The sequence below is a fragment of the Prescottella equi genome, assembly GCF_002094305.1.
In the GTDB taxonomy this organism is placed as follows: domain Bacteria; phylum Actinomycetota; class Actinomycetes; order Mycobacteriales; family Mycobacteriaceae; genus Prescottella; species Prescottella equi.
This window is the reverse complement of record NZ_LWTX01000001.1, coordinates 716,649-728,950: the sequence shown is the minus strand read 5'-3', so window position 1 is coordinate 728,950 and position 12,302 is coordinate 716,649. Positions and strand designations below refer to the sequence as shown.

15 protein-coding genes are annotated in these 12,302 nt (G+C 68.5%); 5 read left to right on the top strand and 10 right to left on the bottom strand.

Annotated elements, in window-relative coordinates:
- The first annotated feature begins 7 nt into the window (after positions 1–7).
- Positions 8–793 (top strand): pentapeptide repeat-containing protein, encoded by a 786-nt coding sequence (locus A6I89_RS03530; RefSeq protein WP_022596704.1) that lies wholly within the window; start codon positions 8–10, stop codon positions 791–793.
- On the opposite strand, the gene A6I89_RS03525 is transcribed toward A6I89_RS03530, so the two are convergent.
- Positions 790–1,008 carry a helix-hairpin-helix domain-containing protein gene (locus tag A6I89_RS03525; RefSeq protein ID WP_022596705.1) on the bottom strand — a complete coding sequence of 73 codons (219 nt, stop codon included), beginning with the start codon at positions 1,006–1,008 and terminating at the stop codon, positions 790–792. The two genes, A6I89_RS03530 and A6I89_RS03525, sit on opposite strands and share 4 nt — an antisense overlap.
- Before the next feature lie 114 nt (positions 1,009–1,122).
- Between A6I89_RS03525 and A6I89_RS03520 the strand changes: the two genes are divergently transcribed.
- Positions 1,123–1,638, top strand: a complete 516-nt coding sequence (locus A6I89_RS03520; RefSeq protein ID WP_005512314.1) for a flavin reductase family protein — start codon at positions 1,123–1,125, stop codon at positions 1,636–1,638.
- Positions 1,639–1,725: 87 nt separating this feature from the next.
- A complete protein-coding gene (locus A6I89_RS03515; RefSeq protein WP_044991263.1) occupies positions 1,726–3,003 on the top strand; it encodes a serine hydrolase domain-containing protein in 1,278 nt (425 codons plus the stop codon).
- A 69-nt stretch (positions 3,004–3,072) separates the two neighbouring features.
- Here the strand turns inward: A6I89_RS03515 and A6I89_RS03510 are convergent, their stop codons facing one another.
- The 8 genes from A6I89_RS03510 to A6I89_RS25010 all read right to left on the bottom strand — a co-directional run bounded on the left by A6I89_RS03510 (position 3,073) and on the right by A6I89_RS25010 (position 8,836).
- Entirely contained in the window at positions 3,073–4,020 is a 948-nt protein-coding gene (locus A6I89_RS03510) for a sulfate/molybdate ABC transporter ATP-binding protein (RefSeq protein WP_022596709.1), read from the bottom strand.
- Entirely contained in the window at positions 4,017–4,823 is an 807-nt protein-coding gene (cysW, locus tag A6I89_RS03505) for a sulfate ABC transporter permease subunit CysW (protein WP_005512311.1), read from the bottom strand. Before cysW ends, A6I89_RS03510 begins: the two co-directional genes overlap by 4 nt.
- Entirely contained in the window at positions 4,820–5,701 is an 882-nt protein-coding gene (gene cysT / locus A6I89_RS03500) for a sulfate ABC transporter permease subunit CysT (RefSeq protein ID WP_022596711.1), read from the bottom strand. The genes cysW and cysT overlap by 4 nt, the downstream gene beginning before the upstream one ends.
- A complete protein-coding gene (locus A6I89_RS03495; RefSeq protein WP_022596713.1) occupies positions 5,701–6,732 on the bottom strand; it encodes an extracellular solute-binding protein in 1,032 nt (343 codons plus the stop codon). The genes cysT and A6I89_RS03495 overlap by 1 nt, the downstream gene beginning before the upstream one ends.
- Positions 6,733–6,929: 197 nt before the next feature.
- A complete protein-coding gene (locus A6I89_RS25070) occupies positions 6,930–7,019 on the bottom strand; it encodes an Ms4533A family Cys-rich leader peptide (protein ID WP_350317242.1) in 90 nt (29 codons plus the stop codon).
- A 156-nt stretch (positions 7,020–7,175) separates the two neighbouring features.
- The gene (locus A6I89_RS03490; RefSeq protein WP_005512307.1) at positions 7,176–7,400 is read right to left on the bottom strand and encodes a hypothetical protein; all 225 of its coding nucleotides are present in this window, start codon (positions 7,398–7,400) and stop codon (positions 7,176–7,178) included.
- A 94-nt stretch (positions 7,401–7,494) separates the two neighbouring features.
- Complete coding sequence (locus tag A6I89_RS03485) at positions 7,495–8,523, bottom strand: sulfate ABC transporter substrate-binding protein (RefSeq protein WP_022596716.1); 1,029 nt, start codon at positions 8,521–8,523, stop codon at positions 7,495–7,497.
- Between the two features lie 223 nt (positions 8,524–8,746).
- Complete coding sequence (locus A6I89_RS25010; protein WP_313957197.1) at positions 8,747–8,836, bottom strand: Ms4533A family Cys-rich leader peptide; 90 nt, start codon at positions 8,834–8,836, stop codon at positions 8,747–8,749.
- A gap of 107 nt (positions 8,837–8,943) precedes the next feature.
- Between A6I89_RS25010 and A6I89_RS03480 the strand changes: the two genes are divergently transcribed.
- The gene (locus A6I89_RS03480) at positions 8,944–10,911 is read left to right on the top strand and encodes a glycoside hydrolase family 15 protein (protein ID WP_022596718.1); all 1,968 of its coding nucleotides are present in this window, start codon (positions 8,944–8,946) and stop codon (positions 10,909–10,911) included.
- Positions 10,912–10,957: 46 nt separating this feature from the next.
- Positions 10,958–11,335, top strand: a complete 378-nt coding sequence (locus A6I89_RS03475) for a VOC family protein (RefSeq protein WP_013416484.1) — start codon at positions 10,958–10,960, stop codon at positions 11,333–11,335.
- A gap of 10 nt (positions 11,336–11,345) precedes the next feature.
- On the opposite strand, the gene A6I89_RS03470 is transcribed toward A6I89_RS03475, so the two are convergent.
- Positions 11,346–12,278 (bottom strand): NAD(P)H-dependent flavin oxidoreductase, encoded by a 933-nt coding sequence (locus tag A6I89_RS03470; RefSeq protein WP_022596720.1) that lies wholly within the window; start codon positions 12,276–12,278, stop codon positions 11,346–11,348.
- Positions 12,279–12,302: the final 24 nt, after the last annotated feature.

Here is a 12,302-nt window from a genome sequence, read left to right as displayed (position 1 = left end):
TGAGTCGGTGACGACCGACAAGCACAGCGCGGCGAGTGCCGCATCGCTGCGCGGGAGGTGGAGTTCCGAGACCACAGCCCAGCTCGCGCGCCAGTTCGTCGATCAGGCCGGATTCGTGGGACGCACACACGAGATCACGTCCCCGTTCGGAACCGACGACGGTCGTGTGGACCTGCGCGGCGTGAAAATGGCTCGCGGATACCCGCTCTCGATCAAGTACCTCGCGCTCGAGCGGCTCGACCTGAGCTACGCCCGAGGAACCCTCCACTTCGTCGAGACCGAGGTGAGCGACAGCCGCTTCGACGGAATCTCCGCGTCGGGCAGCACGTTCGACCGATTCTTCGCAAGGTGCAGTTTCAGATCGGCGCGCCTGACGCGGGCACGGATCGGGCGGCGATTGACCGACTGCGACTTCACGGGCGCATCGATGCGCAAACTCACACTCGGAGAGAACACCGTGTTCGAGCGGTGCACGTTCCGCGGAGCAGACCTCACCGACGCGAAGCTGGTGGGCGGCCGCTTCGTCGAGTGCACATTCGCCGACACCACGTTCTCGGCGCTCACGACCTTCGACCGCTGCGACTTCCGGGGCACCGTGCCCGAGCTCGGACCCGCGCGCCGAATCCGGTGCACCCACGGCGGCCGTCCCCTGCCCGACAGCTGGCCGGGTCAGGCGTACGCCGACGACCTCGAAAGTGACTACCTCGGGCGTTACGGGCGCGCAGTGCAGGCGGGGACCGCGGAGACCATGCCACTCGACCCCGAGTCACCGCCCGGGCACGCCACGCGCTAGGCGTTGTCGGTTCGGAAGCCGAGACCGCGCTCGCCCAGCGAGTCGGTCAACACCCGGAGCGCTTTGGGACCGACGCCGTGGAGCGCGAGGAGATCCTTCGCCGAGTGCTGCGCGACGGCCTGCAGCGTGGTGATGCCGGCTTGCGCGAGCGCCCGGGTAGCCGGACGCCCGATCCCGGCAGGGAGATCGCCGGTGGTGTCGCTGGGTGGGGTCATGCACGTCATCGTAGGGAGCCGTACCCGTGGCGTCGACCACAATCCCTTTACCTCGAGTCAACTCGAGGTTCTAGCGTCGTCAGTGACACCCCCGCCTCGACGAAGGACCTCGCGTTGACGACCACTGCCCCGAACCCCCTGCTCGGCGAAGACTTCCGGCGCGCCTTCCGGGGTTACCCCGCGGGCGTCGCGATCATCACCGCACAGGGTGCCGCCGGCCCGGTGGGCATCACCTCGTCGTCGGTCGCGTCGATCTCCGCCGATCCCGCCGTGCTGGGCTTCTCGCTACAGGCCCTGCGGGGTTCTGCCGCCGAGATCGCGGTGGCGTCGAGCGTCCTGGTGCACCTGCTCACCGCCGACAACGTGGCGCTGGCCCGTCGGTTCGCGGCGTCCGGCAACACCCGGTTCGGCGTCGACACGGCCTGGTCGACACTGGGATCGGGTGAGCCACTCCTGCACGACACCGGCACAGTGCTGCGCTGCACCCCGCTCACGCGTACCGAGGTCGGGCAGGCACTGGTCGTCACGGCCGCTGTGACGGAGATCCACGACGCCGAGTCGCTCGCGGCTCCCCTGGTGTACCAGAACCGCTCGTACCACTGCGTGAGTGCCTGGACCGCACTCCCCTGATCCAACGTTCGTTCGGACGCAGGTCGGTCCCGACCGCTACGGGAAAAATCTGACGAAAACCATTACCTCAGATTTACTCTCGTGATCATGCAACCGACTCTCCGCCGCCCGTATCGACGGGCCGGCGCCGCCGCCCTGGCGACTGCGACATCCCTGGTGCTCGCCGCCACCCTCGCACCGACAGCCTCCGCAGCGATTCCCGTCCCGAATGCAGGGTCGTCGATCGGTGACGGGTGGGAGACGCGAGCCGTGGCCCGGGCCGCATCGAAGGTGGTCGGCCACAGTGCACCCGGCATGTCGATCGCGATCGTCAAGCGCAACCCCGACAAGCCCGACGAGGCGATCACCACCACATACCACTTCGGGTTGGCGGACAAGGAGAATCAGCGCCCGGTCGGTCCGCAGACTCAGTTCGAGATCGCCTCGGAAACCAAGACGTTCACCGCGGGACTGCTCGCGAAGCGGATCGACGAAGGCCTCTCCACTCTCGGCGATCTCGCCCAGGACTACGAGCACGACGTCACGTTCCCGACGATGGACGACACGGCCGTCACGCTCGGGGATCTCGTCACCCACCGGTCGGGGCTCACCGACGACCCGGGCAACCTGAATGCCGGCTGCCCGGGAGGCGGCGACCACGGGTGCTCGGACGCGAAGGCGCTCTACAACCGCACCCTGCTGTGGGAGGGGCTGGAGGCGCCGGGTGCGCTGGCGAGCGCACCGGGATCGGAGTGGATCTACTCGGACTTCGGTTTCGGAACCCTGGGCACCCTGATGGCCGATGCGTACGCACCGGGTCACGCCGAGCCCCGCTTCGCCGACGTGGTCCAGCGCGAGCTCACCGGCCCACTCGGCATGACCGGGACCGTCATCGAAAGCCCCACCCCGGACCTGGCCGTGCCCTACGCGAACGGCAGCCCGACCGACCTCTGGAACAACACCGGTGCGCTGGCCGGCGGCGGCGGTCTGATCAGCACGGCGGCGGACATGGCGAAGTGGGTGGCGGCCACCCTCGGCTACGGGGACGAGCCGCTGGTGCCGGTTCTGCAGTCGATGCTCGATCCGATCCCGGGCGTGGCGCCGACCAGGATGCCGAACATGCAGATGGGCATGGCCTGGCAGCTGTTCCCCCCGCAGAACGGGATCAACCGCCCGTACGCGTTCAAGGACGGTGGCGCCTCGGGAATGACCAGCGCCACCTACCTCGTGCCGTCCGAGGGATGGGGTGTGACGGTCATGGCGAACGGCGACTCGGAGCACACCGACGGGGTCGCCCTGGACCTGATGCGTGAGCTCGCCCCCGACTACCCGGCGCCGCCGGAGAGCGGCAGTGGCTCACTGTCGTTCGGCTCGCTGGGGTCCTGACCCCGTCGCACGACGACGAAAGCCCGGCTCCACCTTGGCGGAGCCGGGCTTTCGTCTTTACTCGGTGGACTAGCTTGCGATGTCGCTGGGCCGCACGTACACCGTCTCGCCCTCCCGCAGACCGAGCGCCTCGGCGTCGCTGCGGGTGATCTGCGCCGACAGCTCCTGCGCTCCGGTCTTGGGCTGCAGCTCGACGCGGACCTCGAATCCGAGGTGCACGACGCGGGAGACCGTGGCCGCGAACGACTGCGGCAGCTGGTTGCGGTCCAGGCGCAGATCGTGCGGGCGCACGAGCTGCCCGTTGAGCCGGGCGACCGGGCCGAGGAACGACATCACGAAGTCGTTGGCCGGGGTGTCGTACAGCTCCTGCGGGGTGCCGACCTGCTCGATGCGTCCCTTGTTGAGCACCGCGATCCGGTCGGCGACGTCCAGGGCCTCCTCCTGGTCGTGGGTGACCAGCACCGTGGTGACGTGCACCTCGTCGTGCAGGCGGCGCAGCCACGTCCGCAGGTCGTCACGCACCTTCGCGTCGAGCGCGCCGAACGGCTCGTCGAGCAGCAGCACCTGCGGATCGACGGCGAGCGCACGGGCGAGGGCCATGCGCTGACGCTGTCCGCCGGACAGCTGTGCGGGGTAGCGGTGCTGGAAGCCGTCCAGCCCGACGATCCCGAGCAGATCGTCGACCTTCTTGGTGATCTCCGCCTTGGGGCGCTTGCGGATCTTGAGCCCGAACGCGACGTTGTCCCGCACGGTCATGTGTTTGAACGCCGCATAGTGCTGGAACACGAAGCCGATGTCCCGCTTCTGCGGCGGCACGCCGGTGACGTCCTTGCCGGCGATCGTGATGGTGCCCGAGTCGGGATGTTCGAGGCCGGCGATCGACCGCAGCAGCGTCGACTTGCCCGAGCCGCTGGGGCCCAACAGGGCGGTCAGCGAGCCCGACGGGATGTCGAGGGTGACATCGTCGAGCGCGGCGAAGTCGCCGTAGTTCTTGCGCGCACCGGTCACGGTGATCATGTCGTGCTCCTCTTGCGGTCGAGCAGAGTCATCAGCAGCAGGGTGATCAGGGCGATACCCATCAGCAGCGTTGCCGCCGAGTAGGCCCCGAAGGTGTTGTGGTCGTCGATGTAGCGGGAGTGCACGAGCAGGGTCAGGGTCTGCGATTGGCCGGGAATGCCGGACGAGACCATGATGACCGCGCCGAACTCGCCGAGCGCGCGGGCGACGGTGAGGACGACGCCGTAGGTCAGGCCCCAGCGGATGGCCGGCAGGGTGATCCGGCTGAACGTCTGCCACTTCGACGCGCCGAGCGTCGCGGCGGCCTGCTCCTGTTCCTCACCGATCTCGTGCAGCACGGGTTCCACCTCGCGCACCACGAACGGGAGGGTCACGAAGATGGTGGCGATCACCATGCCCGGCAGCCCGAAGATCACCTTGAAGCCAGTCGATTCGATCCCACCGAACCAGCCGTTCGCCCCCCACAGCAGGATCAGCGAGACACCGACGACGATGGGCGAGACCGCGAACGGCAGGTCCACCACCGACTGCAGGAGACCGCGGCCCGGGAAGCGTCCGCGCACCAGCGCGAGCGCCGTCACGATGCCGAACACCACGTTCAACGGGACCACGATCGCCACGATGATCAGCGACATGTTGAGCGCCGAGATGGCGGCCGGGGTGCTGATCGCGTGGAAGAACGCGACGAAGCCGTTCTCGAACGTGCGGTACAGGATCACTGCGATGGGCAGGACCAGCAGGACGAAGAGGTAGGCGAGGACGATGGTCCGCAGACCGATCCGCGCCTTCGGGGACAGCTTCACTGGGCGTGCTCCTCTCGGCGCTGGTTACGGGCCGCGAACAGGCGCAGGACGAACAGCGTGACGAACGCGATCGCCAACAGTGCCACCGACACGGCCGCGGCGCTGACCGGACGGTCGATCTCGATCTGCTGTTGGATGTACTGCGACGCCACCTGCGTCTCGCGGGGAATGTTGCCGCCGATCAGGACGACGGAGCCGTACTCGCCGATCGCCCGGGCGAACGCCAGCCCGGCACCGCTGATGACCGCCGGCGCCAGCGTCGGCAGCACCACCGAGCGGAAGATGGTCCAGTTGTTCGCACCCAACGACGCGGCCGCCTCCTCGACCTCTCGGTCGGCCTCGATCAGCACCGGCTGTACCGAGCGCACGACGAACGGCAGCGTCACGAAGGCCAGCGCGACGATCAGACCCGGCTGCGTGGCGTTGAGGTGGATACCGACGGGGCTCTGCGGCCCGTAGAGCGAGAGCAGCACGATGCTCGCGACGATCGTCGGCAGCGCGAACGGGAGATCGATGAGTGCGCCCACGATCCGCTTGCCGGGAAACTCGTCGCGCACCAGCACCCAGGCAATGGCAGTGCCCATCACGACGTTGATCACGGCGACGATCGCGGAGACCACCACCGTCACCCGCAGCGCCGCCAGCGCGCCGGGAGCGGTGACCGCGTCCCAGAAGCCGGCCCAGCCGTTCTCGAACGACGTGACCGTCAGCGCCGCCAACGGAAGGAGCACGATGACGCTGAGCCAGAGGCCGGCGATACCGATGCCGAGCGGCCCGACGGCACCGGTGACGGCAAACCTGCGCCGCGAGCGGGTCTTCGGTTTCGGTGAGGGTGTCTGCGCCGGCTGTCGGGCCGGCTGAGTCGTCACGGTCGTCATCACTTGGTCGCGTTCTCGTAGATTGCGGCGATCCGTCCCGAGTCCTGCTCGAACAGATCCTGGTCGACGGCGTCCCAACCACCGAGGTCGGCGATGGTCCACAGCTTCTGCGGCTCCGGGAAGTCCGCGGCGAACTCGGCCAGCACGGCCTGGTCGACGGGACGGAACCCGGCCTGTGCCCACTGACGTTGCGCTGCAGGGGTGTAGAGGAACTCACGGAACGTGACGGCGGTGGACGCGTTGCGGCCCGTGGAGACGACGGCAACCGGGTTCTCCACCTTGAACGTCACAGCGGGCGTGACGTGCTCCACCGGATCGCCCTTACGCTCGGTGAACAGCGCCTCGTTCTCGTAGCTGAGCAGCACGTCACCGGTGCCCTGCAGGAACATCTCGGTCGCCTCGCGTCCCGACTTGGGCTGCACCTTCACGTGCTCGCTCACGAGCTTGCCGAGGTAGTCGAGTCCCGCCTGCGGGTTCCGGCCGCCCTCGCTCTCGGCGGCGTACGGCGCCAACAGGTTCCACTTCGCCGAACCCGAACTGAACGGGTTGGGGGTGACCACCTCGATCCCCGGACGCAGCAGATCGTCCCAGTCGCGGATGTTCTTCGGATTACCCTCCCGCACGACGAGAGTGACGACCGACCCGAACGGGACACCGCCGTATGCGTCCTGGTTCCAGGAATCGTCGACGAGACCCGCCTCGACGAGCCGGGTGATCTCCGGCTCGACGGAGAAGCTCACCAGATCGGCCTGCGCGCCGTCCCTGACCTTGCGGGACTGGTCGCCCGAGGCACCGTACGACGGATTGAACCGCACGCCCTGACCCTCGTCGGTCTCCGCGAACGCCGCGGTGACCTTGTCGTAGCCCGGCTTGGGGACGCCGTATGCGAACAGGTTGATCGTGCCGCCACTGCCGTCGGCACCGCCGTCGCCGCCACCCATGACGTCACTCGAACCGCCGCTACACCCGGCGAGCGCCACCGCGGCGACGGCGACGAACGCAGCCACGAGGGGGCGGGACCGATGGTTCATAGGGACTTACCTTCCTACAGTGCCGGCAGATGCAGAAGAGCTCGCAGCAGAGCGGACCGACCGGACGGTCGGGCGGCGGGAGCTATCGGGGCGCAGGGGGGCGTTCGCGGCACGCAGGGCGGCGGGGTGACTCGGGGGAGAGCTGCGCGTTCGGACCGAACACGAGTGTCACGACTGGGCGAACACCGACGAGGTGATCAACAACAGTCGACGTCGGCAACTGCAAGTCGGCCGACAGCGATCAACGCCAGTTCATGGCGGACCTGGTGGGCGACGACTACAGACACGCGGCAGACTTTAGCAGAGCGCCGAACCGCCGTCCGAATCGCTTTTCTGGTGACCGGGACGGCCGTAGTCGGGCAGGCCTCAGCGGGTGAAGTACCAGGCGATGACGACCAGGACGATAAGTGCGATCAGAGCCAGGGTCACGCGTGAGCGCGGCATCAGGAACCCTCCACCTTCGAGCGCGCGTCCGCGCAGACATCCGACGCGGCCGGTTCGGCACGACCGACTGCAGCGAACACCGCGGACAACACGCGGTCGAGCATCCAGGCGATACCGAAGCAGGCCGGGATCATCACCGCGAGCACCAGGAGAACCTGGGGAATGAACGGCAGGCCGGCGATCCACAGTTCGGCGCCGTCCCACCAGTTCGCGAGTTGATCCACCCGACCACCCTAGCGGCTGGCAAGGTGCGGACCGAACGCGGCGCAATGTGCGTGCCGCGTCCGGTCCCGTGTCCTCACCGTGCCTGCGCGCGAGCTACTTGGTCGCGTTCTCGTAGATCACCGCGATGCTGCCGGTCCCCTGCTTGAACAACTCGGCATCGACGGTCTTCCAGCCCCCGAGGTCGGCGATGGTCCACAGCTTCTGCGGCTGCGGGAAGTCGGCCGCGAACTCCTGCGCCACGGCCGGGTCGACGGGACGGAAACCCGCCTCCGCCCACAGTCGCTGGGCGTCGGCGGTGTAGAGGTAGTCGCGGAACGCGGTCGCCTGGGCCGCGTTGGGGCTGTTGGAGATGACCGCGGCCGGATTTTCGATCTTGAACGTCGCGGGCGGAGTGACGTGCTCCACCGGGTCGCCGTTGCGCTCGGTGAACAGCGCCTCGTTCTCGTAGCTCAGCAGCACGTCACCGGTGCCCTGCAGGAACGTCTCCGTGGCCTCGCGTCCCGACTTGGGCTGCACCTTCACGTGCTCGCTCACGAGCTTGCCGAGGTAGTCAAGTCCCGCCTGCGGGTTCCGGCCGCCCTCGCTCTTCGCGGCATACGGCGCCAACAGGTTCCACTTCGCCGAACCGGAACTGAACGGGTTGGGGGTGACCACCTCGATACCCGGACGCAGCAGATCGTCCCAGTCCTGGATGTTCTTCGGATTGCCCTCGCGGACGACGATCGTGACGACCGACCCGAACGGAATTCCGTTGTAGGCGTCCTTGTTCCAGTTCTCGTCGACAAGGCCGGCGTCCACCAGTCGGGTGATGTCGGGTTCGACGGAGAAGTTCACGAAGTCGGCCTGCGCGCCGTCCTTGACCTTGCGGGACTGGTCGCCCGAGGCACCGTACGACGGATTGAACCGGACCCCCTTGCCATCCTCGGTCTCCGCGAAGGCCGCGGTGACCTTGTCGAATCCGGGCTTGGGCACCGCATACGCGAACAGGTTGATCGTGCCGCCGCTGCCGTCGGCGGTCTCGGTGCCGCCGACGACGTCACTGGAACCGCCGCTGCACGCGGACAGCGCGACCGCGCCGAGCGCGACGAGTGCGGTCAGGAACGAACGGGAACGATGCCTCATGAGGGATTGCCTTCCTACCAGGCTCACGGATGATGGTGATGACGTACGGAATCGGTCCGGCACACGCCGGACCGTACTCAGAGATCGGACGGATGTCCTGCATTGGAAGGGCGTTCGTGACGAACCGGGCGCGCAGCACGCCCCGGCCGGTCCACCGACGAAGAAGAGCGAAGCGCGCGGCCGCGGGCCGGATTCGACGGAAGACGAACGCCCGGAAAGGGCGTCAGCGACAAAGAATGTCGGCAACCGCCAGATCGCCGACGGCAATCAACGCCAGTTCATGGCGGACGCGGTGGGCGATGGCAGCAGACACGCCGCAGAGAGTAACAGACACCCGCAGTCGCGGCGAGCCGCACCGCTCCCCCGCGCGGCGCGGTCGAAACATGGACGGCGGCGTGCGCGCGGGTCGATGATGAGGAGATGACGTCGCAGGCCGAGCAGTCAGTCACCGGACCGTCGGGCGATTCGGACGAGATCGCGCCGGAGCACCGCAGCGTCTATCCGCCGATCGACGACTACGCATTCCTCTCCGATTGCGAGTCGAACTGCCTGATCGCCCGGAACGGCTCCGTCGAGTGGATGTGCATCCCGCGACCCGACTCGCCCAGCGTGTTCGGGTCCATCCTGGACCGCAGCGCCGGGCACTTCCGGATAGGGCCGTACGGCCAGAACGTGCCGGCCGCGCGCCGCTACCTGCCGGGCGGGCTCATCCTGGAGACGACGTGGCAGACGCAGACCGGGTGGCTCATCGTCCGGGACGCCCTCGTGATGGGACCCTGGCACGCGAACGAGCAGCGTTCGCCGACGCGTCGGCGCACGCCGTCGGACTGGGATGCCGAGCACGTGCTGCTGCGGACGGTGAAGTGCGTCAGCGGCACCGTCGAGTTGGAGATGAGCTGCGAACCCGCCTTCGACTACCACCGCGCCCCGGCCCGGTGGGAATATACCGGCAAGGTGTACGAGGAAGCCACGGCGACGTCGCGCGCGTCCTCCGCCGACCACCCGACACTGCGCCTGACGTCGAATCTCCGGCTCGGTCTCGAGGGGCGCGAGGCCCGTGCCCGGACGCGAATGGTGGAGGGCGACAACGCCTTCGTCGCCCTTTCCTGGTCCGATCTGCCGGCCCCGCGTACCTTCGCCGAGGCGGCGGACCGGATGTGGCAGACCACCGAGTGCTGGCGGCAGTGGGTGACGATCGGCCGGTTCCCCGACCATCCGTGGCGTGGCCACCTGCAGCGCAGTGCGCTGACCCTCAAGGGCCTCACCTACGCCCCCACCGGCGCCCTGCTCGCCGCCCCCACCACGTCCCTGCCCGAAACGCCCGGCGGCGAACGGAACTGGGACTACCGGTACGCCTGGGTGCGCGACTCGACCTTCGCGCTGTGGGGTCTCTACACGCTCGGGCTCGATCGGGAGGCCAACGACTTCTTCTCGTTCATCTTCGACTCGTCCCAGTCCGACGACGGCGACCCGGCACCCCTGCAGGTGATGTACGGCGTCGGCGGCGAGCACACGCTCGTCGAGCAGGAACTGAGCCACCTCAAGGGTTACGACGGGGCCCGGCCGGTCCGGATCGGCAACGGCGCCTACAACCAGAACCAGCACGACATCTGGGGCACGATGCTCGACTCGGTGTACCTGCACGTCCGTTCCCGCGACCAGGTCCCCGAGACCCTGTGGCCGCTCCTCAAACGTCAGGTCGAGGAGGTCGTCGAGAACTGGCGCCGGCCCGACCGCGGCATCTGGGAGGTTCGCGGCGAACCCCAGCACTTCACGTCGTCGAAGATCATGTGCTGGGTCGCGCTCGACCGCGGCGCCAAGCTGGCGACGTTGCACGGCGAGAAGGCTTATGCGGCACAGTGGGCCGACATCGCGGACGAGATCCGAGCCGACGTCCTCGCCCACGGTGTCGACGATCGTGGGGTGCTCACCCAGCGGTACGGCAGTCCGGCTCTCGATGCGTCGTTGCTGCTCGCTCCCCTGCTGCGCTTCCTGCCCGCCTACGACGAGCGCATCCGGGCCACCGTGCTGGCGATCGCCGACGAACTCACCGAGGACGGACTGGTGCTGCGCTACCGAGTCGAGGAGACCGACGACGGACTGTCCGGCAAGGAGGGCACTTTCACGATCTGCTCGTTCTGGCTCGTCTCGGCCCTGGTGGAGATCGGGGAACTCGAGCGCGCCAAGCAGCTGTGCGAACGTCTGCTCGGGTTCGCCAGCCCACTCAAGCTGTACGCCGAGGAGATCGACCCCAAGACCGGCCGGCACCTCGGCAATTTTCCGCAGGCTTTCACCCACCTGGCGCTGATCAATGCGGTCGTGCACGTCATCCGAGCGGAGGAGGCCGGCGACACCGGCACCTTCCAGCCCGCTCACGGGCCGTCCTGACGCGGGAACGGCCACTTCTGTCGGTGACCTGTGTCACGATCGGCGCATGTTGGATCACCTGGGAATTCAATGCGTCGACATCGAAGCCGGTGCTGCGTTCTACGACGCCGTGCTCGCGCCCCTCGGCGGGAAGCGGGTCGTCGAACCCGCTCCCGGCGTCATCGGTTACGGCGTGCCGCCACACCCGGACTTCTGGATCAGCCCGCTGGTCCCGGCCGATGCCGGCTTCCGCGAGAACCATGTGGCGTTCGTCGCGGACACCCGAGCCGCGGTCGATGCCTTCTACGCGGCCGCGGTCGAGGCGGGTGCAGAGGTTCTGCACGCACCGCGCGAATGGCCGGAGTACCACCCCGGCTACTACGGCGCGTTCGTGCGCGATCCCGACGGCAACAACGTCGAGGCGGTCTGCCACCGCCCCGAGTGACGGCGTTCGCTCAGTAGGTGCGGCGTAGCAGGCGTTCGGCGTCGGCGGCGATGGCGCGGACCACGTCGCCGGCGGGTTGCTCAGTCGTGACCAGACCCGCTGCCTCGCCGGCGTAGACCACACCCTGGGTCGCGTCTGCAGGGTCGTAAGCGGCAGCGAGCGTTTCGTTGTCGGCGCCGCGACCGTGCCACTCGGCGGTGTAGTCGTTGGCGAGGGCACGGCCGCCCCACCTCGCCGGCCAGGGCTGATCGCGCGCCTGATCGAAGATCGACGTGTAGACGGTGTCGGCACTGCCGGCCTCGATCAGCTTGCGGCGGGCGTATTCCGGCCCGATCGTCTCCGGGCTCGCGAGCAGCGCGGTGCCGATCATCGCGCCCTCGGCGCCGGCGGCGATCACCGCCGCCAGTCCACGGCCGGTGCCGATTCCGCCCGCCGCGAGGACGGGCAGGCTCGTCGCGTCGAGGACCTCCTGCAGCAGCGGCAGGGTGCCGATCCGCCCGGTGTGGCCGCCGGCCTCACCGCCCTGAGCGATGACGAAGTCGACGCCCGCCCGCTCGACCACCTGCAGGTCGTCGAGCGTGTTCACCTGGGAGACGGCGAGCGCACCCGCGGCGTGGACCCGTTCGACGTACGGTGCCGGATCGCCGAACGACAACGACACCACGCGCGGGCGCTCGGCGAGCGCCGCGTCGAGCAGTGAATCGTCGGCGTCGAGAGACCACGTCATCAGCCCGATGCCGAGCAGCCCGCCGCCGATCTCGCGGGCGGTCGCCGACTCCTCGGCGATCCACTCGGGCGTCGCGTAGCGTGCCGCGCCCAGCAACCCCAGACCACCGGCGCGGGTGACCTCCCCCGCGAGCCGTCCGCCCGCGCGGCCGCCCATCGGGGCACCGAAGATCGGCACCTCCAGCCCGAGCTCGCGGGTCAACCAGGTGCCGATCATCGAGTGTTCCTCCTACTTGCCGTC

What these genes read in the sequence shown, in the direction of transcription:
- A6I89_RS03525 (WP_022596705.1), bottom strand. Translation starts at nt 1,008, where the DNA reads ATGACCCCACCCAGCGACACCACCGGCGATCTCCCTGCCGGGATCGGG.
- A6I89_RS03515 (WP_044991263.1), top strand. Translation starts at nt 1,726, where the DNA reads ATGCAACCGACTCTCCGCCGCCCGTATCGACGGGCCGGCGCCGCCGCC.
- A6I89_RS03510 (WP_022596709.1), bottom strand. Translation starts at nt 4,020, where the DNA reads ATGATCACCGTGACCGGTGCGCGCAAGAACTACGGCGACTTCGCCGCG.
- cysT (WP_022596711.1), bottom strand. Translation starts at nt 5,701, where the DNA reads ATGACGACCGTGACGACTCAGCCGGCCCGACAGCCGGCGCAGACACCC.
- A6I89_RS03495 (WP_022596713.1), bottom strand. Translation starts at nt 6,732, where the DNA reads ATGAACCATCGGTCCCGCCCCCTCGTGGCTGCGTTCGTCGCCGTCGCC.
- A6I89_RS03485 (WP_022596716.1), bottom strand. Translation starts at nt 8,523, where the DNA reads ATGAGGCATCGTTCCCGTTCGTTCCTGACCGCACTCGTCGCGCTCGGC.
- A6I89_RS03480 (WP_022596718.1), top strand. Translation starts at nt 8,944, where the DNA reads ATGACGTCGCAGGCCGAGCAGTCAGTCACCGGACCGTCGGGCGATTCG.
- A6I89_RS03475 (WP_013416484.1), top strand. Translation starts at nt 10,958, where the DNA reads ATGTTGGATCACCTGGGAATTCAATGCGTCGACATCGAAGCCGGTGCT.
- A6I89_RS03470 (WP_022596720.1), bottom strand. Translation starts at nt 12,278, where the DNA reads ATGATCGGCACCTGGTTGACCCGCGAGCTCGGGCTGGAGGTGCCGATC.